The following is a 24,546-nucleotide window of genomic DNA, read 5'->3' on the forward strand; positions in this document are numbered from 1 at the left end:
TCGCACGTTCGACTCGGAGGCCGCACGCTCGTCCCGATGAGCGTACGTTCGCCTCGGTGGTCGCACGTTCGGATGTCGTCGGTCCCCCGCGGCGTCGCTCACCGACCGTCGGTCTCCCGCGAGGGCTCCGTTCGCGACGCACTGTCGGCGTCGAGCGCGTCCTCGTCCCCGTACGCGAGCGCTTTGAGCTCCGCGGCGCGCTCGGTGGACACGTCGAGGTCGGGGACCGGGACCGGCGTGCCGTCCTCGTCGATCGCGACGTAGATGAAGTGCGACTCCGTCGTGAGTTCGGTCTCGCCGGAGAGCGGATCCTCGCAGAACACGCGGAGGTAGACGCTCACGCTCGTTCGGCCGGCCTCGTAGACGTAGGACTCGATGAGCGCGGTCTCGCCGCGGGGAACCGGCCCGTGGAAGTCAATGCCCTCCATTCGCGCCGTGACGATGGTCTGGCCCGCGAACCGCATCGCCGACATCGCGCCGACCTCGTCCATCCACTTGACGACGTTGCCGCCGTGGGCCATCCCGTTGTTGTTGGTGTCGTTCGGCTGGACGAGAAACCGGTTCGTGATGTGCGTCGCTTCGAGCGGGATCATCGGCGGATGTTCTGCGACCCCCGTATTCGATCTGTCGGCTTCCGTTCACCACCCCACCGGTCTGACCCGGGCGTCGCAAGGTGGTTCCGGACCCGCGTCCGCACCCGTCCCCGCCGAGAGGCTTACGGTTCTGGGCGTCCTGTTCTCCGGCGTGGACGGAGACGGACTCGTCGTCGGAATCACCGCGGTGTTCGCCGCGACGACCGCGCTGTTCGCGGTACTCGGACTCGTCTATCAGCCGTTTCTGCTGCTTTTCGCGGCGATCTTCGCGGCGGCGACGTACCTGCTGTGGTACCACGTCAGCGGCCGTCTCCTCGCGCGGGTCGAGCGTACCACCGAAACCGCGAAGGAGCGGAGCCGCGAGCGGGCGAACGCCGCGTCGCGGGGCCCGCGCGACTTCGAGGGGTTCGGCCCGGGCCGCCGCGCGGCCGGGGACGGGGGGCGCTTCGGCCGGAATCGACGGGCGTCAGAAGCCGAGCAAGGCGGTCGACGGAGACGCCGATCGCGGGGCCGGTCATCCGCCGCGACCGAGCTGACGGTCGCGGAGGCGTACCGCACGCTCGGCCTCGATCCCGGCGCCGACGAGGACGCGGTGAGAGCCGCCTACCGGGAGCGAGCGAAAGCGGCCCACCCCGACACCGACACCGGCGACGAGGAGCAGTTCAAGCGCGTGAACCGCGCGTACGAGCGGCTGACGAACTGATCGTGTCTGTTCTCGTCTCTCACCGCTGAGTGCCGCCCGCGCTCCGGATCGCTACTGTGACAAGAGAACCCACACCACGAAAAGGGTTTTACTAAGCCGCTCCCTATCCGCGGCTATGAGCGCTGACCGGGCCGTTCTGCACTCGGCCCTCGAGCGCGGCGAGGAGGAGGGGGGCAGCGTCGAGTTCAAAGAGCGACTGTCGCGAGAGCTCCACCTCGCCGACGGTCGGCTGGAGAGCCTCGCGGCGCAACTGCGTCACCGGGTGCTCTCGGGGGACGGCACGGCGACGTACGTCGTCGGCGTCACCGACGACGGCGGCATCGCAGGGATCCCCCCGGAGGCGTTCTCCGAGTCGATGGACGTCCTCTCGATCCTCGCCGAGGAGGCGGGCGCGCACATCGAAGACGTCGAGACGTGGGGCGTCGCCGCCGACGGGATCGGCACTGACGGCGTCGAAAGCGGGGCCGAGAGTGGGGCCAAAAGCGGAGCCGAAACAGACGTCGACCGCGGGCTCGTCGGCGTCGCGACCCTGACGGAGGGGGCCGTCCTCGACGTCGACGACGACCACATCGTCGTCGGGACGGCGGGCCACGTCGACCACGGGAAGTCGACGCTGGTCGGCTCGCTCGTCACCGGGACGGCCGACGACGGCCAAGGCGGCACCCGCGGCTTCCTCGACGTCCAGCCCCACGAGGTCGAGCGCGGCCTCTCGGCGGACCTCTCCTACGCCGTCTACGGCTTCGACGACGACGGCGCGGTCCACATGGACAACCCCCACCGGAAATCCGATCGCGCGCGCGTCGTCGAGGAATCCGATCGGTTGGTCTCGTTCGTCGACACGGTCGGTCACGAGCCGTGGCTGCGGACGACGATCAGGGGGCTCGTCGGACAGCGGCTCGATTACGGACTCCTGGTGGTCGCCGCCGACGACGGGCCGACGAAGACGACGCGCGAACACCTCGGGATCCTGCTCGCGATGGAGCTGCCGACTGTCGTCGCGATCACGAAGGCCGACGCCGTCGACGACGACCGGCTCGAGACCGTCGAGCGAGAGGTCGAGCGCCTGCTGCGCGACGTCGGGCGGACGCCGCTGCGCGTCGAGCGGTACGGCGTCGAGACCGCCGTCGAGGAGCTGAGCGACTCGGTCGTGCCGGTCCTGAAGACGAGCGCGGTCACGATGGAAGGCCTCGACGACCTCGATGCGATGTTCGAGCGTCTGCCGAAGGTCGCCACCGACGCCCGCGAAGACTTCCGGATGTACGTCGACCGGACCTACTCGGTGACGGGCGTCGGCGCGGTGGCCTCCGGGACGGTCAACTCGGGGAGCGTGGAAGCCGGCGACGAGCTACAGATCGGCCCGATGCCCGACGGCTCGTTCCGCGATGTCGAGGTCCGCTCGATCGAGATGCACCACCACCGCGTCGACCGGGCGAAGGCGGGGCGCATCGTCGGAATCGCGCTCAAGGGCGTCCGCGAGGAGGAGCTCGAACGCGGGATGGCGCTGCTCTCCGGCGACGCCGATCCGACGCCCGTGCGCTCCTTCGAGGCGGAGGTGATGGTGTTGAACCATCCGACGCGCATCCGTGAGGGCTACGAACCGGTCGTACACCTCGAGACCGCGAGCGAGGCGGCGATCTTCCGCCCCGAGGGCGGGCAGTTGCTGCCGGGCGACCGGGGCACGGCGACGGTCGAGTTCAAGTTCCGGCCGTACCTCGTCGAGGAGGGCCAGCGCTTCGTCTTCCGCGAGGGCCAGTCGAAGGGCGTCGGGACGGTCACGGACGTCGGCGGCGACGGCGAATAGCCAACGACGACCGATGCCGATGTAGACAGTTTCTCGGCTCTCGTCACTCTCCGACCGTATCGTCCTTCAGGTCGAGTCGCGGAGCAACCCCCTCGTAAGTGTCGTCGCTCGAGACGATGGTGTCTCCCTCCGACTCAACGAGATGAAGCGCATCAAAAGGAGTGAAACCGTGATCTTCAACGTACGTCGACGCCTTGACGACCGTGTCCACGTCGCCGCGAACTTCTACGAGACTGGCGGCGTTCGCGATGACTCGGTCCGTGTCACGGTCCTCGCGGTAGGCGACCAAGAGGAGTTCAATGAGTGTGAACTGCGATGTCCAGAGTTCGTTTCGATGCTCCCGATAAACCGTTTCGGCCGCCTCTCCGAGCCAGTCTTCGTCTTTGATGAGTGCGAGTAGAAAGTCCGTTTCGGCGTACATTCAGCGTCCGGCCTCGTCCAGTGCTTCCTCTCGCGCCTCTGCGCGGAGTTCAGTGGCCGACGTCTCTCCGTCGGCAAACTCGTCTCTGAGCGCACCGAGCGGATCATCCGCGATCGGAACCAGCTTGACCCCGTCGTGAAGTTCGACGACATAGTAACGATCGCCGTATCGTTCTCGCAGCTCCTTCGGGAGCGTCAAGCGCCCTCGGTCGTCGAGTGTCACCTCTGACATACCTGACAGTACCGTGGGAGAATTTAAAAACATTCCCCGGTGAACAGCGTTTTTCCCGCAAACAGTGAGAGGGTGTGCTGGTCGCGAACAGCACGCCATCGATCCCCGCGACGTTGAAGTCCCGCGGCGACCCAGTTCCCCTATGGTGACGATACCGGAACTCGCGCTCGTCGGACTCCTCGTCGGCGTGCAGGTGCTGGAGACGGTACTCGACCGGCTGAACCTCCGGTACGGCGCGTCGGCCGTCCGCGAGGCCGCCGAGTGGGTGCGCGACGCCCTCGACGTCGACGACCCCGAGGAGATGCTGGCGTACCAGCGCTCGAAGACGGTTCTCTCTCGGATCCAGTCGTGGCTGGGCGTCGTCGCCGTGCTCGCGGTCGTCGTCTCGGGGTTATACGGCGACCTCGTCGCGGTGCTGACCGAGACGGGGCTGCCGAGCGCCGCCCAAGGGGTGCTGCTCTTCGCCGGCGCGGTCCTCGCGGATCGCGTCCTCGCCGCGCCGTTCGACGCCTACGAGACGTTCGTCGTCGAGGAGCGGTTCGGCTTCAACAACCAGACGCCGGCGCTGTGGCTTCGCGACTTGGCGATCGGGACCGTCGTCGCGCTCGTTTTGGGAGGGGTCGTCGCGGGCGGGATCCTCATCGCGGTCGCGGCGCTGCCGACGCTGTGGCCCGCCGTCGGCTGGGCGCTCGTCGTCGGCTTCTCGCTTCTGATGATGGTCGTCTACCCGCGCGTGATCGCGCCGCTGTTCAACGATTTCGAGCCGATCGAGCGGGGGGAGCTCCGGACCGCGGTCGAGGACGTCTTCGAGCGCGCGGGCTTCGAGTGCGAGCAGGTCTACGAGATGGACGCCAGCCGCCGCTCCTCGCACTCGAACGCCTACTTCGTCGGATTCGGGCGAGCGAAGCGCGTCGTCCTCTTCGACACGCTCGTCGAGCAGATGGACCGCGAGTCGATTCAGGCGGTGCTCGCGCACGAACTGGCCCACTGGAAGAAGGTGCACATCTGGAAGCAACTGGGCGCCTCGGCGGTCCAGACGGCGCTCGTCTTCGCGTTCCTCTGGTGGGTAACGACGTCACAGTGGGTGTACGCCGCGTTCGGACTCCCGCAGGAGACGTACGCGGCGCTCGGAATCGGCCTGCTGTTCGCCGGGCCCGTTCTCACGCTCACCGCGCCCCTAACGAACCGACTCTCGCTTGCGCACGAGCGCGAGGCCGACGACTTCGCCGCCGAGACGATGGGGGAAGCGGAGTCGATGACGCGCGCGTTGCGCACGCTCGCGGGCGAGAATCTAAGTAATCCGTTTCCGCACCCGGCGTACGCCGCGTTCCACCTGACGCACCCGCCGATTCCCGAGCGGATCCGACGGCTTCGGAAGCGACACGGCCGAGCGGGCGGCGGAGACGGCGTCGAGGGCGCGGGAGGAGATGACGGCGGTCCGGACGTGCCGCCCGCGACGTAACCTATTTCTCGCGCACGTAGCCGCCGTCGCGCTCGGCGGCCAGATCGAGGAGGACCGCCCACTCGAGGATCCGCTCGACGCGCTCGCGCCACACGTCGCGCCAGTCACCGGCGGCGCGGTGCGTCTCCCAGACGGGCACGCGCTCTTCGAACGACGCAAAAACTTCGTCGACAGTCTGCGGCTCCTCGTCGTCGAGCGCCGCGAGCACCTCGCGTGCGCCGTAAACCCGTGCCTCGAACGCCGACCGGAGATGCTCTGGCGTCGGCTCGGTCGACTCGCGGACGAAACTCCCCGAGTCGGTCTCGGCGGCGAGTTCGAGCGCGCGGAGGAACGTGAGCCACGTGCGCGCGACGTCGCGAGAGGGGAAGTCGAGCCGTCGCATCAGGCGGGCGCAGCAGTCGTCCTCGGTGCCCGGGACGAGCGGGACGGCCCGTTGGGCCGCCTCGACGCGATCGAGCGAGTCGGGGACCGCCGGGAGGAGTTTGAATCTCATCTCGTGACCCTCACTGTCGGTACGCGAACGATTCCGCGAGGAGTTTCTCGTCGGTCTCCCCGAGGACGTGCGTCGGGCCGTCGATGACGTCGATAGTCACCTTCGCGGGCGCGAAGACGGTCTCGGGGACCTCATAGAAGTCCCAGCCGGCGTCCTCGAAGATCGCCTCGAACGGCGTGCCGTACTCCTCGCCGGCCGTGGAGGGCACGCGGTCGAACGCCTCGAAGTCCTCGGCGACAGTGAGATGGACCTCGCCGCCGTACGCGACGGCGTCGTTCGTCCGGGCCATCGCGACGCTCTCGTCGTAGCTGACCGGGGCGAGCGGCGCCGAGCCGAACGCCGACTGGACGTTGCGGATGTCGTATCCCAGCTCGAAGAGCCGAAAGAGCGCGAGTTCGGCCGCGCGGGCGGCCGCCGTGACGCTTCCCACCGTCGAGCCCGTCGCGTACGCGGGGAGGAAGACGCCGCTCGGCTCGACGCCGGCGCGCTCGGCGACGTGCTCGGCGATCCGGTCGTCGGGGAGGTCGATGCTCTCGACCGCGAGCACCGTCAGGTCGAACTCGTCGAAGTACGAGAGCGCGTGGAACTCCTCCTCCTCGGCGACGAGCGCGCGCGCCGGCCCCGAGCCGAGGCCGTCGAACGGCGGGTCCTCGAAACCGAGTTCCCAGCCGGCCTTCTGCGAGCCGAGCAGCGCGAGCGCCGGATGGTCGGTCTGGAGTTCGATATGCGGCGTGGGCGCGCCGGCGACGTCGTCCATCCGGGTCTGCACCGTCGCGAGGCCGGCGGTCTGGACCTCTGTGAGAAGCATCCCGGCCTCGACGCCGCCCTCGCTGTCGACGCCGAAGTCGAGGACGGTCGCCCCCGAGTCGAGTTCGTACGGCTCGACGCGGAGTTCCTCCGCGAAGTCGATGGCCTCGTCGATGAGTTCGATGGCCATCCGATTGATGGAGTCCATAGGCCGGGGTTGGTCGCCCCGAGTAAAAGGCGTTGGCAGTCCGCTATTCAGAATGCCGATTCCGAAACCACGATGCAACCTCCTGCTGGAATGTTTCGAACCAGTGGATATCGTTATGCAGAACATCGTAGACAACGTCGTGGTTGACGTCTCCATACCGATGTGCGAGAACGTTTCGGAACCCCACGGCCTCCTCCATTCTCCGTTGCGTCTCTCTCGAGATGATACTCGCATCGCCCAAAGCCTCGATCTCTTGTTTTGACGTCTGCGCACCGCCTATATCCTCTGAGGCTCGGATGTGTTGTGCAAGGTCGATACAGGATTGAATGAGATTCATAAACGTCCGCTCAACTGCTCGCTGTCTCACAATGTCTGCTACGTACTCGTCTCTCGACAGTCCACGCATCCGTTTCAAATCGTGCGTGTACTCGTTGATATACTGGAGTTTATCGATGATTACGTCGTCGTCGACCATTCAGACGTCTCCACGCGCGAGCCGATCGATGAACTGTTCTCGTTCCTCTTTTCGTTCCTCCGAGTGGGCCTCGTATTCCGACTCGATCCGAGATCTGTACGCCTCAATGGTCGACTCCTCGCCAACGAGTCGAATCCCCTCTTGGAGAGCGGCGTGCGCGACGTGAATTGGAAGCGTCTCAATATCGCTCACGTCGACGAACCCGTCGGCATACTCCTGTACTACGGCATCGATTCGGTTGCGACGACGGAAGCGCTCGCGCTCGTCGGCGTTGTCGGGAAATTTCAGCGCGACGTCGACGTCCGAGGCTGCGCCCGCCGTACCGCGGGCGTACGAGCCGAACAGAACGGCGAAATCGACATCCGTCCCAGCGAGGAACGCACTCATTCCGTCGAGATCTATATCCGCTGCATTTGGTCGAGACGCGCCCACCATAGCTGACCCTTGCGGCTCCGAGATAATGATAGTACCCACGCGAGCGTGAAGGGCCAGATCGATTCGAGTCATCTCCGGCCAGAGTGGTGTGTGAATCTTTCTCACATAATTCGGGCCGTAGGGCGCTTCTCGCGGTGGTTCGCGTCAGACGACTACACAAAGTATTTACCGGACGTGGTACTTGGTTGTCTCGTACCCCTACCCATGGTGGCACCAGCGAGTACTGCGGACCAGATCCGATCGGTCGGATCGACGCGGTGAACGTGCGCGCAAAGCTGCTGTCGCCGACGATGGATACACAATCCAACCAAACTATGACAGGAAATACAAACAAGTCCCGCGCGGTCTTCCTCGCGGCGCTTATGGTCTTCAGCGTTTTCGCTGGGACCGTGGCGTTCACGGGAAGTGCTGCAGCGCAGGAATACGCCGGGAATGCGGTCGAATATCAGAATGACTCCAACGAATGGGTCATTGAGGTACCGATTGAAGGTGGCATAGGTTCGGTCACCGCAGATAATAGTACGTTCTCCCTGCTCGATGATGGTGATAACGTCACTGATGACTATGTAAGCAACGTTTACAAGTCAGACAGTGCCGTCTACCTCCATCTGAGCGAGAGAGTCTCCTCGAACGACCTTGAGGTTAACATCAAGAGTGGTAGCGGAGTCTCCAACACTGGTGAAAAGGCGGTTGTCTTCGCAGGCCAGACAATCGAGTTCACTACGGGCGACGACAGTCCCCTTGACAACGTTAGTTCATACCAGGGGTCGACAGTCGCAATTAATGTCTCTGACAGCACCAACACCGATGTGACTGTTGAGGGTGAAGACAACAATTACTTCCGAGAAGGTAGCACGGGCGCGAACAGTACGGTGTTCACCTTTAGCACCTCCGCCCGCGAAATCGGAGAGTACAAGGTCTTCGTTCAGAACAACGACAATGCTGGTAACCGGACGTTCATCAACGTTCGCGACCTGCAGCTCGATGTTTCGATTGACGACCTGAACGTGTCCAACGAGGACACGATTGAGGGAACCGCCTCTGCTGTGGCTGGCGGTCGAAACGTTGACATCGACCTCCTCGACAGCAGCGGAGACAGCATCAACACGACTAATGTTGATCTGTCCGGTCAGGGTGACTACGACTTCGAGTTCGACGCGATGACCGCGGACAACGGGTCCCAGATCGACACGGGCACGTACTCGATTGAAGTGACCGACACGACGTCCGGTGTTGCAGTTGAATCCTCGGAAATCGATGTCTCCGAGGCTGCTGACGAAGACGTCGACTTCACGCAAAACGCGATCTCCGAACAGCGAGGTGACATCCTCGAAGTGACTGTCGAGATGACAGAGACTTCGGAGGCAACAATCACCTTCGGTTCGGACAGCGACGGAGTCAACGCGAGTGCGACCGTCGAGGACGATGATGGTGACGGTCAAGCGACCGTATACATCAACACGTACAACCTCGACTCGAATGTCTACGACGACAATGCCTTTAGTGTGGACTCGGACAGCGACGATAACCTCGTCGATGAGCAGCTCCACCAAGGTACTGGTGACCTAATCGACGCCGGCGACTACGACCTTGAGGTTCAGGCTGGCGACGTGAATGACGGCAGTGGAAACCCTGTTGTGACTAGCTCCGACGACGTTGCGACGGTCACGCTTGAGGAGCGCAGCACTGACTCCCTCCAGATGTGGACGGGAAGCTCCGATGAAATCGGTAGCATCTCCAGTCTCGAGGACGTCAACGAGGCGCTCGACGAGAACCAGATCACGCAGTCCTCAGAGGTTGCCGTTGGTGACTACGCGGTTCACCGACTCGAAGCGTCCGGCTTCGAAGGTGCGCTCAACGCACGCGAGGATGAGGATGTCACTAACGCATTCTCCAACTTCGGTGCGATCGAACTGACGATCGAGGAAGCGGACCCCGGTGCGAACCAGAACCCGTCCGCACTCAATCTGGGCTACGGTGACAACGTGACTGTCATCGGTGACGGCCCCAACGACACCTACTACGTCGTCGTTGATACTGGCGATGTGGAGTTCTCCGGCGACCGAGCCGGCGAGTCGCTCCCGAACGACGATGACACGGCACTGGAGACAAACTTCACCGTCGTGCAGGACGACGGTGGGTACGACTTCACGCCTGACAGCGAGTTCGACGACGACGAGAACTCCGAGACGTTCGTCGAGTTCGATGCTAACGAGCCTGAACTCAACATCAACGAACCGTACAACGTCTCTAACGCGGCCGAGCAGACTCTCGGTGGCGACACCAACATCGCCCCCGGTACTGAGCTGACTCTCCGCGTCCGCAGTCAGACCGGAACCAGCCCGAGCTTCCTGAAGACGGCCTCACCCGTGGTCCAGCCTGACGGCACATGGAGCGCGACGCTCGACTTCAGCGAACAGAACGTTGGCGACGAATACGATATCATCGCTAACGCTCAAATCTACACGGCTGGTCCGACAGAGGAAGAGGGTCAAGTCGTAGAGGCTGTCTCCACGGCGACGCCTGAGCCGGACACGGACACGCCTGAGCCGGACACGGACACGCCTGAGCCGGACACGGACACGCCTGAGCCGGACACGGACACGCCCGAGCCTGAGACCGAGACGCCGACCTCCACGCCCGGCTTCGGTGTGGTCGTCGCGCTGACGGCTCTCCTCGCGGCTGCGCTGCTCGCGACCCGTCGCGACTAACGCGCTAACCCACCGGAAGTAATTCCGGCCCTTCGACTTCCCATTTCTTTCGACGCTACGTGGTGAGCGACAGCCACAGGGAATACCTGAGCGCGCGGAGTCATTTTATAACGCGAACGAGAACAATCACATCGCCACGACGCCGTCGATCCCTTTTCTGAGAATTGCAAAGAAACATATTTAGGGCTCCTGCCAACTGCTTGTAGTATCCCTACAAGGGGGTGCGGAAGCCTCGTCGTTCGGTCCACACGAAGGCGAGTGAGACCGGACTGACGAGTCGACACCGCACACTTGGGGGGACGGCCATTCATTATGACTGAAAATACGAATCAATTTCGCGCGGCCTTCCTTGCGGTGATACTGATCCTCAGCGTCTTCGCCGGAACCGTGGTGTTCTCGGGGAGCGTCGCTGCGGCCGAAAGCGCCGACGGTGGAAACGTCTCGAACGCGACGGTGTACGAGCAGACGACCAACACGCACACGGTGCAGCTCAATTCCACGCTGAACACCACAGATGGAGTTACGACCACACAGTACGCGAACTACACGGTTTCATTCCCGGATTCGCCAGACTTCGATCTCTCGTCCGAAGATAATTCGACAGTCCAGGTGTCCGGCGGGGGAAGCGGGACTGTCGCTCTCGACAGCACGTACTGGGATTCAGACAATAACAACTTCACTATCAGAGTTGAACGAACCGGATCTACATCTGGTGAACAGGATCTGAATCTCACCTTCCAACTCCGAGACATCGTTGCACCAGAGGTTAGCAGCACTACCAGTGGCCAGGCGTCGTTCGCTCTCGACACGAACGACGATGGCACCTCGGAGTACTCGACAGATATCCAACAGCTGACTGTCGAATCCACGCCCGAAGGCGCACCCGAACTCCAGAGCGCCGTCCACTACGACGACAGCGGTGACGAGGGTATCGGTGTCGAACTCGCGTTCAGCGAGGCGGTCAACGTTTCGGCGAGCGACATCGCGCTGTACGAGGACGGCTCGGCGGTTACACACACGGTTCAGGACACCGGCGTCACAGAGCGCGTGTTCGTCACGACGAACAGCGAAATCCTCACGGGTGACCTCGAGGTCAACCTCGGCGACTCCATCGAGGACGTCGACGGCGACGCCCTCACCGACGCGGGCAACAACTCCGTCACGTTCGCGCCCGTGACGGTGAAGACGAACGACGACGAGAGCGCCTACAAGGGCGGTAACGTCGCGATCGTCAGCGAGAGCGGAAACGATGTCGGCGTGGAGATCGAGGGGCCCGAAAGCTTCTACTTCGACGGCTCGACCGACACGAACAGCGAGGTGTTCGTCCTGAACACGACGAACCGCGACCTCGGCCAGTACAACGTCAGCATCGACGGCAGCGACATCGACAACACGCACCTCACGCTGCGTGACCTCGAGCTCGGGGTCACCGTCGACGACTACAACGTCACGACGGCGGACGCCATCGAGGGGACCGTCGAGGCCCGCGGCTCCGAGCGCGCGATCACGCTCGAACTACTCGACAGCGGCGGCGACACCGTCGACGGGTCGAGCACCAGCGCTTCGCTCAACGGACAGGGCGAGTACGACTTCAGCTTCGATGCCTCCAGCTCCGGGCTGGACCTCGAGGAGGGTAACTACACGGTCCTCGTGACCGACGACTACTCCGGCGTCGAGGTCGAATCCGAGGACGTCTCCGTCACCGCGGCGGGCGACGAGGACGCGACGTTCACCGAGAGCGTCGTCACCGACGAACGCGGCGACGTCGTCGAACTCGCCGTCGAACTGCAACGGACCAGCACGGCGACGCTCACGCTCGGCACCGAAGATCAGGGCGTCGTCTCCAACGTGACCGTCGAGGACGACGACGGTGACGACCGGGTGACGCTGTATCTCAACACGACCGCACTCGAAGACGCGACGGGCACGTACAGCGACGGTGGGAACGTCTACTCGCTCGATTCGGATAGCGACGACGGGATCGTGACGGCCGACATCGGTACGAACGTCGACGACCTCATCGACGCCGGCGAGTACGATCTGGCGGTCCGTCCGGGTGAGAACGCCGGCGAGGACTCGACCGACGTCGCGACCCTCGTTCTCGAAGCGCGCGGAACGACCGAGATAAACACATGGACGGCGCAAGACGGCTTCGACCCCACCGATCTCGAAGACGTCAACGAGGCGCTCGACGACGGAGAGCTCACGGCGGCCGACGAGGTCGCCAACGGGGACGTCGCGGTCCACGAACTCGTGACGACCGGCTTCGAGGGGACCTTCGACGCCCAGCACAGCGAGGAGATCACGAGCGCCTTCCTCGACAAGAGCGCGGCCGGAACCGTCTACAACTTCTCTATCGAGCAGGCTGACCCCGGTGCGAACCAAGAGGCGTGGGCGCTCAATCTCAGCGCGGAGAACACGACCGTGATCGCCGACGGTGACAACGACACCTACTACGTGTTCGTCGACACCGGCGAAGTCAACACCTACGATGGGAGTTCGATCCCGAACGACGAGAGCCTGACGGCGAACTTCACGGTGTTTAACGACGACGCCACCGACTTCACGTCGGCCGAACTCGACGACGACGAAGACGAGACGACCCTCGTCGACTACGACGTCGTCGAACCCGAACACACCGTGAGCGAGCCGTACAACGTCTCGAACGCGGCCGAGCAGACGGTCAGCGGTGAGACGACGCTGGCTCCCGGAACGGAACTCCGCCTCCGCGTCCGCAGTACGGAGGGCACCAGCCCGAGCTTCCTGAAGACGGCCTCGCCCGTGGTCCAGTCCGACCGGACTTGGAGCGCGGAGTTCGACTTCAGCGAGCAGAGCGTCGGTGACACCTACGACATCGTCGTCTCCGGCGGCGCCGCCGCGGACGTGACGGAATCCGGTCAGGTCGTCGAGGTGGTCGAGACGCCGACGCCTGAGCCGGACACGGACACGCCCGAACCCGACACGGACTCGCCTGAGCCGGACACGGACACGCCCGAACCCGACACGGCGACCGAGTCCGAGCCCGGAACAGATACCGACGGAGCCGACACGGAAACGCCGACTTCCACGCCCGGATTCGGTGTGGTCGTCGCGCTGACGGCGCTGCTGGCCGCCGCGCTGCTCGCGGTCCGTACGCAGCGATAGTTCCTTCGCCCCGACAGCGGTTTTCTGATTTCCGTCTTGCTTCCGTGTTGTGTACGAGCCAGAGAGTACGCGTAAGCCGACTGTACTCTCGATAGGCTGTTTGTACTCTTTTCGACACGAGATCATCCCGAGGTATGGCCGGGTTCCCCAACGCGCCTCCGCGCACCGCCGTAACTGTCATCACGAGCCTCACTACCCACGAACAATCCAGAAACGCGGGTCCGCGAGCCGCCTGAGACGATGGCGAAACGAAACGCGACATCGGTGAGTCGGCGACGCGTGCTGTCCGCAAGTGGGTGCGCACTCGCGTCATTCAGTCTGTTGAGCGGGGTTGCCGGTGCGACGCACGAAACGGAGTGGTGCCCGCGAGTAGCCATCACACACGACGGGCTCGGCGTTCGGATGGATCCCGAGGCCGACGCCGACCGCGTGATCATCTACACGGCGGACGGCACGGCGCACAAGTTCGACGAGTGCGTTCGAGGCGGCTATCACTACGCGGAGAACGGATACATCGACGACGGGTGGTACGGGCACATCGAGCGGGTGGAAGCCACGCGGGGCAGTCGAACGGTGATCGTCGAGAACGATATGGAGATGACGCTGGAGGTGACCTGTTCGCTGTGGCGGACGCCGAACGAAGCACCCTACGACTTCCGGATGCGATATGAGAACGCCCACAAGATGTACGACGGCCCCGTCGGCGACGAACCGGTCTACGGGTCGCCCGGACGGACGATTCGGTCTATCAAGGAGATGGCCCACGAGCTCGAAATCGACTTCGACAACCGACAGGACTGCGACCCCGACGGCGACGTCGCGGTGACGTTCGATTGCACCACCGTTACGGTCCGCCCCGAGGAGTTCGTCAACGGTGTCGAGGAAATCTACCGACCCACACTGACGTTCGCTGACGGAACGCGACAACTGCTGTCGGAGCCCGATGAGATGCTCGAACCGCCGCAGACCTTCGCCGGGACGGGCGAACACGAGGGCAAGGGTATCGAACACCTCAACATCTGGAACGACGTCACCGGATCGGCGATGTTCACCTACACGAACCCCGATATCGACTCCTGTGACGCGGGTGGCAGTTCATCGCAGGGGTCGAAGTCGGTGGAATCATCGAACGCGTCGGAACCGGCGGAAGCGACGGAACCGTCGGAACCCACGGCGACCACGCCCCAGACGTCAACCGAACCCACACCAGCACCGACAGCAGAGACGTCCACAGCGTCTTCAACCGAAAACGGGTCGACGCCGTCGTTGACGAGAACGCAGACTACGTTCCCCACAGAGACATCGAACCGAACGCCAGAATCGAACGAGTCGCTGCGGCGAAGCGGCGGTGGTGTCATCGACGGCGAACGCAGCAACGAGCGGGTCGCGGTCGATTCGGACGACCTCGACTGGCTGCTGGCGCTCGCCGGAATCTCCTCGTTCGGTGGGATCGCGTACCTCGCGAATCGGCTCGGGCAGTCGTGAGTCTCCGGCACCGTGGCATAGGGTGTAGATCCAAGCTCAGATATCTAAGAACACCTTCATTTGTCTGACTGACATTTATGTGTTGTTTACTCGTTGTCAGACTGTGATGGATCCGAGGCCGACGGTCTCCGAACGGGTTGTCCAGCGCGTCGCTGCGAAGACGAACAGGGATCCCACAGCGCTTCCGCCGCTGTATGAGGCCATCGACCCGGACGGCCTCGAGGACGTGATCGCGGGGCTCGACGCCGGAGAGCTCACGTTCGCCTACGCGGGCTGTGAGGTCACCGTCGACAGCGAGGGAAGCGTCACGGCCGACGAGCGGTTCACTCGAGGATCGTCGAGAGAGGTCGCGACGAGCGACGATTAGGGAAGAGTGCCCGGGGTGGGCTCCGAACCCACGATCTCCGCATGTCCCAGGTTCGAGGCTCGGCGGGCCCCGTGGGGAGCGGCGGAGGCTTCCAAGGCGTACCGCACCGAATCTCGGGAAACCCTATGAGTGCGGCGCTATGTCCAGCTAAGCCACCCGGGCTCGTCTTCCCGTAGTCCGATGACGTTCTTAAACCTTCGCAAGTTCGACGACGGCGGGGGCTCGGTCTGCGTGACGTCCAGTCTGATCCGGTCGGCTAGGGTTGGTCTGATCGATCCGATCTGCGCTCACGCCTCGCGGTCTGCGCGCTCTGCCTCCTCTGCGTGCTCCTCCTCCAGCGACGCGCGGCGGTCGGCGTACCACCCGTATGCCGTCGGCCCGACGAGGAGGGCCGCGAGGAGGCTCGCCGCGGCCACGAGTCTGAGGTCCGTCGCGCCCGCCAGGTCGCCGGCGGCGAGCGACTCCGCGGACGCACCGGCGAGCACGCCGGCGAGCACCCACGGGATCTCACCGATCGCCGTGCCGAGCAGGAACGTCGAGAGCCGAACGCCCGCGACGCCCGCGGCGACCGAGACCACGTCGGAGGGCGCCGGCACGAGCCGACTGGCGACGACGCTCCGGACGCCGCCCGCTCGATCGACGAACGACTCTCCAGCGGCGGCGAGACCGCCGCCGCGGCCGTAGCGCCGCGCGAGGAGGAACGGCGGAACGCTCGTGAGCGCGACGAGCGCGAGGGCCAGCGGGAAGGAAGCAGGTCCGAGTCCGTAGCCGAGAAGCACCGCGAGAAGCGTTGTCGGCCACGCGAGAAGCGGCCGAACGGCGGCGAGTGCGATCGTCGCGGCCACGAGTCGGACCGGGTCCGCGACGAGCCACGCCGCGCGCGCGAGCACGGCGTCGGGTGAGGTGACGAGCGCCGCCGCGAGGACGAACGCGAGCGCCGCGCCGGCGACGAGTCGCGCTCGCAGTCGGGAGCGGTCCATCGTCTCCGGATCGCCGCCCGGCGGGCATAACAGTTGTTTTGTTTTCGCGGCGCGCAGGACGGACTGAGCCGTGGCGGACGACGACCAACCGGAGCTATCGACGTTCGGTGGCGGAGGGGACACCGATAGCGACGGCAGCGGAGAAGGCGACGCGACCGCCGATAGCGACGGCGGCGAGGACCGTGACGGGGCCGTCGGTCAGCATAACGGGGAATGTGACGCCGGCGACGACGTCGATGCTCTCTCCCGCTCCCCGGTCGCAGAACTCGACCGTAGCGCGCGCGTCGAACTCGGCGTCGACCTCCTCGCGCACGTCGAGGTCGAGTCGCTCTCGCTTTCGGAGGCCGTCGACCGGATCGAGACGGTGACGACGGACCCCGCGCTGACGCGGGAGATTCTCGATACCGCGGAACTCCGCGGCGTGATCGACCGCGAGGGCGGGCGGCTCTTGACCCGCCGCGGGGGCACGTTCGTCCGGTTCGACCGACAGGTCGTCCGCCGGGAGGGCGATTACCAGTGTCGTCGCTGCGGGGCGAGTCTCTCGACGGGACACTTCGTGCGCTTCGAGTCGGGCGAACTCGGACCGTTCGGTCCCTCCTGCGTGCGGCGCGTCCTCGGGCGCGAGTGAGCGGCGCTCACCGACCGCGTCGGAGCTCCTCGATGAGCTGTTCGACGAGTTCGCGCTGAGCGCGGAGTTCCGCGTTCTGGCGCTCGACCGTCTCGCGGAGCGCGGCCAGCTCCTCGCGGACCTGCTCGTCGACGGCGGGCGTGGCCGACTCGAACCCGGAGCCCTCGAAGCCGGGCTCCGGCGGCGTCGGTGCGGGGGTTCGCTCGCCCGCGTTCGACGCTGGCCCGTCGGCGTGCGTCGCGTCCGCCGGCGCCGTAGCCTTCGGCTCCGCGTCCTCGCTCGCAGGACCGCCCCGAACGAGATCGTCGCGCCCGCCGTAGTCCGCGTCCGGGTGCGCCGCGCCGGTCTCCGGGTTCCCCCTCGGTTCGGCCTCTCGGGTCGCCTCAGCCCACGTCACCTCGTCGGGAGCGGGGGCCGCGTCCGCGTCGGTCCGTCCCGTCGGGGACTCGTCGGAGTCGCTGCCAGCGTCAGCCTCCGTGTCGGTGGCTGTCCCGCTGCCAGCCGTCCCGACGTCAGCGACCGGTTCGGCGTCGGTCGTCTCGGCGTCCTCCCGCCGGGTCGAGTCGGTCGCCGATTCCGATGCCGGCGGGCGTTCGACCTGCTGAGCGAGCGCGTCCGGGCTGGGTTCGTCGGCGGCGGCCTCGGCGGTCGGACGGTCCTGACCCGCAGTCGGCGTCGATCGCTCGTCCGGCGTCTCCGGTGCCGAACGGCTCTCGGTGTCACGCGTGGCGTTTTCGGGGAGCTCATCGGGTTCCGCGGGGTCGGCGATCAGCGGGTCGGGGCCGTCGCCGAACGACACCTCCTCCCGGGAGGCGGGTCCGTCCTCGGCGTCGACCGCCTCGTCGTCGGGTGCGGCGGCCGCGCGGAGGTCCTCGACGGTCTCGACGCCCCAGTAGGACAGAAGCGTCGTCTCCAGCGCGGCGCGGACGGCGCGGGCGTCCTCGTTGGGGGCTTTGAACCGCTCCTGTCGGCCGTCGACCGTCAGGACGACCGAGGTCGCGACGCTGCCGTCCTCGAAGTCGAGGTCGCTGATGTCGCTGTAGTGATAGGACTCGAAGTCCTCGTCCCAGAGGTTCGCGCCGATGTGGCGGACCACGCGCTCGCCCGCGACCACGATCGTCAGTTCGCTGAAACGGAACAGCCGCTCGATCGATTCCTCGGGTCCGAGCACGTCGTTCGCGTGCAACACGCCTTCGAGAATCGGGCGGATGGCGCGTTCGAGTCGCTTCGCCGGCAGCGAGAGCGTCTGTTGGCCGTCGAGCCCGTAATCGAGCGTTATCTTCGCCTTTCGTCGTCCCTCCGAGACCGTGATCCGCTCGGCCTCGTGAGCGTATTCGTCGACGGATTCGTCCGAGAGCAGCCCTTCGGCGCGGTAGAGCAGCGTTCGCGTCGGCGTCACGAACAGTTCGTCCTCGCCGCCGAGGTCGACGCGGGCGACCACGTCCTCACCGGCGAGGTCGGCCTGGACGATCTCCGGTTGGCTCATAGATCCGTCCACCGTCCGTTTCGTCATAAATCCGTGGGTCTTCGCGGCGGGCAACGACCGGCATCGCGGCGACCGTCGATCCGAAACCTCGGACGCGGTCCGAGACGTCGCAGCGGCGGCGGGATTTAATCACCCGGCCGTGATAGTGAGGAGAACGAGAGATCATCGAATGCGAGAACTCCGACTCGAGGGACTGCATCCCCGGGATCTGACGCAACGACAGCGGTTACTGCTGGTTTTCGTTGTCAGCCTCGCCTCGGTTGTCCTCTTTTTCACGTTGGTCTACAACTGGGGGATGGCGGCCCTCGAGAACCGCCCGCAGTCCGTCTTCCGGTCGTTCCAGACGGTGGTCGAGACGATGACGACGACCGGGTTCGGCGCGGACTCACCTTGGGCGACGCCGGTGATGAACGTCCTGATGGTGACGATCCAGCTGACCGGCGTCGTCATCGGATTCGTCACGCTTCGCATTCTGGTCATTCCGCTCTTCGAGCGGACGCCGCTGAACCTCGATGACCGTCTCACGACCAAGAACGACCACGTCGTCATCGCGGAGTACCAGCGTGACACGTACGTGCTCCTCGATGAACTCGAGGAACTCGACGTCGACTATGTCCTCGTCGAATCCGACGAGGAGGAGGCCAAGCGGCTCTCAGACGACGGCTATCAAGCCATCAACGGCGACCCCGAGGAGCGGTCGGACCTCGATCGCGCGTCTATCGGGCAGGCGTCGCTTCTCATCACCGACGCCGGCGACAAGACCGCGAGCATCGTTCTGACCGCACTGGAGGCCAACGAGGGCCTCCGCGTGATCAGCTTCACCGAATCGACGCGCCGCAGGGCAGCGCTCGCGGAGGTCGGCGTCGACCGGAGCGTCGCCCCGCACGCGCTGATCGGTCAGCGACTGGCGGAGAAGGCGACGACGCCCGTCACGGTCGACAGGGTGGGGCGCGGAAACGGGGAGACAGACGAGGCGGCCGACGAGGACGGGATCGATATCCGCGAGATCCTCGTTCGACGGGACAGCCCCCTTCACGGCGTTCGAGTGCGTGACTCTCCGGTCGCTGCACACCCGAACCTGACGCTCGTCGCCGGCTGGTTCGACGGCGAACTGCGTCTCCCGCTGTCATTCGACGACGTCCTGACGCCGAACACCGTGCTGGTCGTCGCCGGCCCGGGACGCGAGATCGACGAGATGACGAACGAGATCAGCGGCGTCCGGTCACGGCGGCTGCAGACGCCGTCGCGGGTCGTCGTCGCCGGTCTGGGCGAGGGAGGAGCCGCCGCCATCGAGGCGCTTTCGGACGGCGTCTCGGTGACGACCGTCGACGAGGCGGCGACGAGAACCCCGGATGTCGTCGGCGACGTCACCGAGCCCGAGACGCTTCGAGACGCCGGTATCGAGGACGCCTCTGCGCTGATCGTCACTGTCGGCGACGATTCGATCGCGCTCTTGACCGTCGCTATCGCCCGCTCGCTCTCCGCGGACGTCGAGATTCTCACGCGCGTAACCGACGCGGCGAAGGCGAGAGCGGCGTTCAGGGCGGGCGCCGACTACGTTCTCTCCACCCAGCGGGTCTCCGCTCGCCTCGTCGCGGCGGAGGTCTACGGCGAACGGGTGATGGACCCGATAAGTCAGATCCGCCTCGTTCGAGCCGACGCCGGACCGTTCGCCGGAGAGGTTCTCGCGGACGCTCGCCGGAACACCGAACGCGGCTGGACGGTGGTCGGCGTCTCGCGCGACGGTACCGTCCTCACTGACGAACGGACAAGAATCGAGGTCGGCGACGAGATGTTCGTCGCGGGGAGCGACGAAGCGATTCAAGCGTTCGAGCGAGAAGCCGGGGATTCCTGAGGCGACGCTCTGGAGACGGTCTCCGATCGAAGAGGAAAGAAGGCATCGACCGAACGGCCGGCAAAGCGCGGTCGATCAGTCGTCGGCGACGGCGTGGGTGTTCTCGCTCGCGGCGCCCGTCATCGCGAGGACGTCGTCGAAGAAGTCCAGCGAGTCGTGGGGGCCGGGGTGGGCCTCGGGGTGGTACTGCCGGGTGATGACGTCGAGTTCCTCGTTCGCGAGGCCCTCGGCGGTGCCGTCGTTGACGTTGACCTGCGTGACGTCGAGTTCCTCGCCCGGCTCGCCGACGGTGTAGCCGTGGTTCTGCGTGGTCATCACGACCGTTCCGGAGTCGAGGTCGCGGACCGGCTGATTGACGCCGCGGTGGCCGAAGTCCATCTTCTCGGTGGTGCCGCCGAGCGCGCGCGCGACGACTTGCTGGCCGAGGCAGATGCCCGCGATGGGCACGTCGCCGACGTACTCCTCGACGAGGTCCTGCGCCGCACTGAAGTTCGCCGGGTCGCCCGGGCCGTTCGAGATGAACAGCAGATCCGGGTCGACGTCCGCGAGTTCCGCGGCGGTCGTGTCGTACGGGAGGACAGACACCGTGGCGTTCCGCTCGACGAGCGACTCGACGATCGACTGCTTCGCGCCGCAGTCGACGAGCGCGACGTCGACCGCGCCGTCGCCGTAGGTCGTGGGGTCGGCGGTCGTGACCTGCTCGCCGATATCGACGTGCTCGCTCATCCCCTTGCACTCCGCCAGCTCGGCTTTCGCGTCCGCGGGCGTTGCGTGCTCGCCGACGGCGATCCCGCACTTCATCGCGCCCTCCTCGCGGATGGAGGTAACGAGATCGCGGGTGTCGATGTGATCCAGCGCGGGGACGTTCTCGCTTTCGAGCCACTCGGCGACGTCCTCGGTGAATTCGTGGGAGATCGCCGCGCGCGGGTGGACGCGGTCGGACTCGAACCGTTCCGCTCGGACGCCGTAGTTTCCGATGAGCGGGTACGAGAACGTCAGGACCTGCTCCTCGTAGGAGGGGTCCGTCAGGCTCTCCTCGTAGCCGGTGTACGCAGTCGTGAACACTAACTCGCCGCGGGTCCGTCCCGGAGCGCGACCGCGGGCCTCGATGACGCGGCCGTCCTCCAGGGCCAGATAGGCGTCCGACATTACGAGAAACGCACGTCATCTGGGGGTATAAGTGTTACTTTCGTAGCTGAGTTACGAAATTCGTAATCGGTAAGCCCCCCGAGTGCGTGGGGTCGGTATGGACGACCTCGACCGGCGGATCCTCGACATCCTCAGACGGGATTCCCGGACGCCCTACACCGAGATCGCAGCGCAGGTCGAAACGTCAGAGGGGACGGTCCGGAACCGCGTCGAGCGGCTGATAGACGAGGGGATCATCGAGCGCTTCACCATCTCGACGCAGACGGGCAACATCAAGGCGATGATCGAGGTGTCGGTGAAAGTCGACGTCGACACGACCGAGGTGTCGGAGGCGATGGCCGAGTGGGAGCAGGTCGACTTCGTCTGGCAGGTCTCCGGCGAGGAGGACGTCGTCCTCGTCGTCGACGCCGCCGACACCCGCGCCGTCAACGAACTCATCACACGCGCGCGGGAGCTCGACGAGGTGCAGGACACCAAGACGCGGCTCATCCTCGACGAGCGGCTCGGCCGGACGCCGTAGTGGGTGGCGGGTGCCGGCCGGTCTCCGAGGACATCCCTCCGAGACGAGGGCTGACGGCGCCCACGGAGCGCGGAACGAATCGTTTTAGTGTGCGCTGACGGAAGAAGCGAGTATGGCGATCAAACCCAAGTACGTCAAACAGCTCGGAACGGTGCTGCTCGAGAAGTATCCGGAAGCGTTCAACACCGACTTCGAGACGAACAAAGAGAGCGTCGCGACGCTGACGAACGTCGAATCGAAGGGCGTCCGAAACCGGATCGCGGGCTACATCACGCGGAAGAAGGGCAGCACGAACCCCGCCTCGGCGTAATCTGGAGATCTGTTCTCGATAGTTGTCGACGTCGCTAGCGACGGATATCGTCGCGTTCGCCGATCGCTCGCTCTCGCGCGTCGTATGTGCGAACGGGGCCGAAAGAGCGACAACAGGGTGGCCAGATCTCTCAGAGCCGATCCGCGCGACCGGCGGCGCTCCACTTCTCGCGGGGCGTCCCGTCTCGCACGCGACGGACGCGACGCCCGCTCGTCGCGTTCACGCGGCCCGCGAAGGTCCACTTCTCGCCGGACCACGAGTCCGCGGATTGCGCTTTCGCGGCGGCGAGGGCGGCGGCCGCGCGCTCGCCGTCGGCGACGTGTGCGGCGATAGCGGCGGTGATAGCCGCGGCCTCCTCGTCGGTGGCGTCCTCCGGGAGCGACAGGCGCTCTGTGAGGTCGTGCGTCGTCATCGGCTCAGATCGGGAGGTTCCCGTGCTTTTTGTCGGGCAGCGAGTCGCGCTTCGAGCGGAGCATCTCGAGGTCCGAAACGAGGCGGGCGCGCGTCTCCGTCGGTTCGATGACGGCGTCGACGAAGCCGCGGTCGGCGGCCGTGTAGGGGTTCGCGAACTCCTCGCGGTACTCCTCGATGAGCTCCTCGCGGCGCGCTTCGGGGTCCTCGGCGGCCGCCAGTTCCTCGCTGTAGAGGATGTTGACCGCGCCCTGCGGACCCATCACGGCGATCTCGGCGGTCGGCCACGCGTAGTTGACGTCGGCTCCGAGGTGTTTCGACGCCATCACGTCGTAGGCGCCGCCGTAGGCCTTCCGCGTGATCACCGTCAAGAGCGGGACCGTCGCCTCCGAGTAGGCGTACAGCAGCTTCGCGCCGTGGCGGATGATGCCGCCGTGCTCCTGATCGGTGCCCGGCAGGAAGCCCGGCACGTCGACGAAGGAGATGATCGGGACGTTGAACGCGTCGCAGACGCGGACGAATCGGGAGGCCTTCTCGGAGGCCTCGATGTCGAGCGTGCCGGCATTGACGCGGGGCTGATTGGCGACGACGCCGACCGAGTGGCCGTCGAGGCGAGCGAAGCCGACGAGGACGTTCTTCGCGAAGCCCTCGTGGACCTCGAAGAAGGAGCCCTCGTCGAGGACGCCCGCGAAGACGTCCCGCATGTCGTAGGGCTTTCGGGGCTCGTCGGGGACGACGCTGTTCAGCGACTCGTCGGCGCGCTCGGGGTCGTCCCACGGCTCGACGCGCGGCGGGTCCTCGACGTTGTTCGGCGGGAGATACGAGAGCAGATGCCGGATGTCGTCGAGCGCCTCCTCCTCGGTGTCGCAGGCGAAGTGCGCGACGCCCGAAGTCGACGCGTGCGTGACCGCGCCGCCGAGCTCCTCGAAGCTCACCTCCTCGCCCGTGACGGTCTTGATCACGTCGGGGCCGGTGATGAACATGTGGCTCGTGTCCTTCACCATGAACGTGAAGTCAGTCAGCGCCGGCGAGTAGACGGCCCCACCGGCGCAGGGACCCATGATCGCGGAGATCTGCGGCACGACGCCGGAGGCCTCGGTGTTCCTTCGAAAGATCTCGCCGAAGCCCCCGAGCGACTGCACGCCCTCCTGGATGCGCGCGCCCGCGGAGTCGTTGAGACCGACGACCGGCGCGCCCACCTCGACGGCTTTGTCCATCACCTTCGTGATCTTCTCCGCGAAGACCTCGCCGAGTGACCCCCCGAAGACGGTGAAGTCGTGCGCGAAGACGAACGTCTTTCTCCCCTCAACCTCCCCGTAGCCGGTCACGACGCCGTCGCCGGGGAGCTGTTTCTCTTCCATCCCGAAGTTGTGGTTCCGGTGGGTCCGGAGCTGGTCGATCTCGTTGAACGTCCCGTCGTCGAGGAAGTACTCGATGCGCTCGCGGGCGGTCATCTTCCCCTTCTCGTGCTGGGAGTCGATGCGGTCCTGCCCGCCGCCTTTGAGCGCGCGCTCGCGCTTCTCGCGCAACTCCTCGATACGGTCCTCCATCGTCACGTCGGACCACCTCTGATCATCGTCACGTACGTCCCGACGGGAGGCAAAAGGGTTTCCGCAATCCGACAAGGGCAGGTTCGTCGAACGTCGATACCTCTGCCGATCTGCCGAATAGCGTATGAAAAATAATTATGTTTATGTGCGTCGGAGTCGTGCTAATAGATAGCACAATGGCGAGCGCAAACCGGTCACCCTTCGAGCGGCTCCGAACGCAGTACAGCGAGGTCGACCTCGTCTGCCCGAAGTGCGGCTACGACGACGAACACGGTGAGTGGCAGGCGGTGACGACCGGTCGGACGGTTCAGTACCGGCACATCTGTCCGAGTTGCGGGTCGATACGCCGCCGGACGCTCTCGCTCGGGCCCTGACTTTTCG

General features: G+C 65.4%; 24 protein-coding genes and 1 tRNA gene. 12 read left to right on the forward strand and 13 right to left on the reverse strand.

All coding sequences use genetic code 11. From position 1 onward, the window contains the following. Window positions 1–98 precede the first annotated feature (98 nt). Entirely contained in the window at window positions 99–593 is a 495-nt protein-coding gene (locus ACT3HL_RS03070) for a hotdog domain-containing protein (protein ID WP_445085343.1), read from the reverse strand. A 151-nt stretch (window positions 594–744) separates the two neighbouring features. Here ACT3HL_RS03070 and ACT3HL_RS03075 point away from each other — a divergent pair, with 151 nt between their 5' ends. Together ACT3HL_RS03075 and ACT3HL_RS03080 are read left to right on the forward strand one after the other, a co-directional pair. Beyond that, on the forward strand, window positions 745–1,296 hold the full coding sequence (locus tag ACT3HL_RS03075) for a DnaJ domain-containing protein (protein WP_445085344.1): 552 nt from the start codon (window positions 745–747) through the stop codon (window positions 1,294–1,296). Window positions 1,297–1,411: 115 nt separating this feature from the next. Next, on the forward strand, window positions 1,412–3,097 hold the full coding sequence (locus tag ACT3HL_RS03080) for a GTP-binding protein (protein ID WP_445085345.1): 1,686 nt from the start codon (window positions 1,412–1,414) through the stop codon (window positions 3,095–3,097). 43 nt (window positions 3,098–3,140) lie between these two features. Here ACT3HL_RS03080 and ACT3HL_RS03085 read toward each other — a convergent pair whose 3' ends face one another. Next, a complete protein-coding gene (locus ACT3HL_RS03085; protein WP_445085346.1) occupies window positions 3,141–3,518 on the reverse strand; it encodes a PIN domain-containing protein in 378 nt (125 codons plus the stop codon). Continuing rightward, window positions 3,519–3,749 (reverse strand): AbrB/MazE/SpoVT family DNA-binding domain-containing protein, encoded by a 231-nt coding sequence (locus tag ACT3HL_RS03090; protein ID WP_445085347.1) that lies wholly within the window; start codon window positions 3,747–3,749, stop codon window positions 3,519–3,521. It lies immediately after the preceding gene. 142 nt (window positions 3,750–3,891) lie between these two features. On the opposite strand from ACT3HL_RS03090, the gene ACT3HL_RS03095 reads away from it, so the two are divergent. Then, window positions 3,892–5,211, forward strand: coding sequence for a M48 family metalloprotease (locus ACT3HL_RS03095; RefSeq protein WP_445085348.1), 1,320 nt, complete (start codon window positions 3,892–3,894; stop codon window positions 5,209–5,211). A gap of 1 nt (window position 5,212) precedes the next feature. Here the strand turns inward: ACT3HL_RS03095 and ACT3HL_RS03100 are convergent, their stop codons facing one another. The 4 genes from ACT3HL_RS03100 to mntA are packed head-to-tail and all read right to left on the reverse strand — an operon-like array spanning window position 5,213 to window position 7,521. Then, the gene (locus ACT3HL_RS03100; RefSeq protein WP_445085349.1) at window positions 5,213–5,704 is read right to left on the reverse strand and encodes a hypothetical protein; all 492 of its coding nucleotides are present in this window, start codon (window positions 5,702–5,704) and stop codon (window positions 5,213–5,215) included. Between the two features lie 10 nt (window positions 5,705–5,714). Further along, window positions 5,715–6,659, reverse strand: a complete 945-nt coding sequence (mch, locus tag ACT3HL_RS03105) for a methenyltetrahydromethanopterin cyclohydrolase (RefSeq protein WP_445085350.1) — start codon at window positions 6,657–6,659, stop codon at window positions 5,715–5,717. A 43-nt stretch (window positions 6,660–6,702) separates the two neighbouring features. After that, window positions 6,703–7,134: a type VII toxin-antitoxin system HepT family RNase toxin gene (gene hepT, locus ACT3HL_RS03110; RefSeq protein ID WP_445085351.1), complete on the reverse strand. Its 432-nt coding sequence runs from the start codon at window positions 7,132–7,134 to the stop codon at window positions 6,703–6,705. Next, window positions 7,135–7,521 carry a type VII toxin-antitoxin system MntA family adenylyltransferase antitoxin gene (mntA, locus tag ACT3HL_RS03115; RefSeq protein ID WP_445085352.1) on the reverse strand — a complete coding sequence of 129 codons (387 nt, stop codon included), beginning with the start codon at window positions 7,519–7,521 and terminating at the stop codon, window positions 7,135–7,137. Window positions 7,522–7,826: 305 nt separating this feature from the next. Here mntA and ACT3HL_RS03120 point away from each other — a divergent pair, with 305 nt between their 5' ends. From ACT3HL_RS03120 to ACT3HL_RS03135, 4 genes are all read left to right on the forward strand, one after another. After that, window positions 7,827–10,280 carry a DUF7827 domain-containing protein gene (locus ACT3HL_RS03120; RefSeq protein WP_445085353.1) on the forward strand — a complete coding sequence of 818 codons (2,454 nt, stop codon included), beginning with the start codon at window positions 7,827–7,829 and terminating at the stop codon, window positions 10,278–10,280. A gap of 312 nt (window positions 10,281–10,592) precedes the next feature. Next, window positions 10,593–13,424 carry a BGTF surface domain-containing protein gene (locus ACT3HL_RS03125; protein WP_445085354.1) on the forward strand — a complete coding sequence of 944 codons (2,832 nt, stop codon included), beginning with the start codon at window positions 10,593–10,595 and terminating at the stop codon, window positions 13,422–13,424. Window positions 13,425–13,745: 321 nt separating this feature from the next. Further along, entirely contained in the window at window positions 13,746–14,909 is a 1,164-nt protein-coding gene (locus ACT3HL_RS03130) for a hypothetical protein (protein WP_445085355.1), read from the forward strand. Window positions 14,910–15,015: 106 nt separating this feature from the next. Continuing rightward, the gene (locus ACT3HL_RS03135) at window positions 15,016–15,276 is read left to right on the forward strand and encodes a HalOD1 output domain-containing protein (protein ID WP_445085356.1); all 261 of its coding nucleotides are present in this window, start codon (window positions 15,016–15,018) and stop codon (window positions 15,274–15,276) included. A gap of 7 nt (window positions 15,277–15,283) precedes the next feature. Here ACT3HL_RS03135 and ACT3HL_RS03140 read toward each other — a convergent pair. Together ACT3HL_RS03140 and ACT3HL_RS03145 are read right to left on the reverse strand one after the other, a co-directional pair. Next, a tRNA-Met gene (locus ACT3HL_RS03140) sits at window positions 15,284–15,438 on the reverse strand. 125 nt (window positions 15,439–15,563) lie between these two features. Beyond that, on the reverse strand, window positions 15,564–16,256 hold the full coding sequence (locus tag ACT3HL_RS03145; RefSeq protein ID WP_445085357.1) for a VTT domain-containing protein: 693 nt from the start codon (window positions 16,254–16,256) through the stop codon (window positions 15,564–15,566). Between the two features lie 70 nt (window positions 16,257–16,326). On the opposite strand from ACT3HL_RS03145, the gene ACT3HL_RS03150 reads away from it, so the two are divergent. Continuing rightward, the gene (locus ACT3HL_RS03150; RefSeq protein WP_445085358.1) at window positions 16,327–16,884 is read left to right on the forward strand and encodes a DUF5830 family protein; all 558 of its coding nucleotides are present in this window, start codon (window positions 16,327–16,329) and stop codon (window positions 16,882–16,884) included. 7 nt (window positions 16,885–16,891) lie between these two features. On the opposite strand, the gene ACT3HL_RS03155 is transcribed toward ACT3HL_RS03150, so the two are convergent. Then, window positions 16,892–18,370 (reverse strand): DUF7115 domain-containing protein, encoded by a 1,479-nt coding sequence (locus ACT3HL_RS03155; protein WP_445085359.1) that lies wholly within the window; start codon window positions 18,368–18,370, stop codon window positions 16,892–16,894. Window positions 18,371–18,539: 169 nt separating this feature from the next. Between ACT3HL_RS03155 and ACT3HL_RS03160 the strand changes: the two genes are divergently transcribed. Beyond that, window positions 18,540–20,225 (forward strand): NAD-binding protein, encoded by a 1,686-nt coding sequence (locus tag ACT3HL_RS03160; protein ID WP_445085360.1) that lies wholly within the window; start codon window positions 18,540–18,542, stop codon window positions 20,223–20,225. 75 nt (window positions 20,226–20,300) lie between these two features. Here the strand turns inward: ACT3HL_RS03160 and carA are convergent, their stop codons facing one another. After that, the gene (gene carA / locus ACT3HL_RS03165) at window positions 20,301–21,374 is read right to left on the reverse strand and encodes a glutamine-hydrolyzing carbamoyl-phosphate synthase small subunit (protein ID WP_445085361.1); all 1,074 of its coding nucleotides are present in this window, start codon (window positions 21,372–21,374) and stop codon (window positions 20,301–20,303) included. Window positions 21,375–21,471: 97 nt separating this feature from the next. On the opposite strand from carA, the gene ACT3HL_RS03170 reads away from it, so the two are divergent. After that, window positions 21,472–21,894, forward strand: coding sequence for an AsnC family transcriptional regulator (locus ACT3HL_RS03170; protein WP_445085362.1), 423 nt, complete (start codon window positions 21,472–21,474; stop codon window positions 21,892–21,894). A 112-nt stretch (window positions 21,895–22,006) separates the two neighbouring features. Beyond that, the gene (locus ACT3HL_RS03175; protein WP_445085363.1) at window positions 22,007–22,204 is read left to right on the forward strand and encodes a 30S ribosomal protein S17e; all 198 of its coding nucleotides are present in this window, start codon (window positions 22,007–22,009) and stop codon (window positions 22,202–22,204) included. A 130-nt stretch (window positions 22,205–22,334) separates the two neighbouring features. Here ACT3HL_RS03175 and ACT3HL_RS03180 read toward each other — a convergent pair whose 3' ends face one another. Both ACT3HL_RS03180 and ACT3HL_RS03185 read right to left on the reverse strand, forming a co-directional pair. Then, entirely contained in the window at window positions 22,335–22,616 is a 282-nt protein-coding gene (locus ACT3HL_RS03180) for an acc operon protein (RefSeq protein ID WP_445085364.1), read from the reverse strand. Between the two features lie 4 nt (window positions 22,617–22,620). Beyond that, the gene (locus ACT3HL_RS03185) at window positions 22,621–24,165 is read right to left on the reverse strand and encodes a carboxyl transferase domain-containing protein (protein WP_445085365.1); all 1,545 of its coding nucleotides are present in this window, start codon (window positions 24,163–24,165) and stop codon (window positions 22,621–22,623) included. Between the two features lie 176 nt (window positions 24,166–24,341). Between ACT3HL_RS03185 and ACT3HL_RS03190 the strand changes: the two genes are divergently transcribed. Further along, window positions 24,342–24,539, forward strand: a complete 198-nt coding sequence (locus ACT3HL_RS03190; protein WP_445085366.1) for an HVO_0649 family zinc finger protein — start codon at window positions 24,342–24,344, stop codon at window positions 24,537–24,539. Window positions 24,540–24,546 lie beyond the last annotated feature (7 nt).

This window comes from Halobellus sp. GM3 (assembly GCF_052545375.1).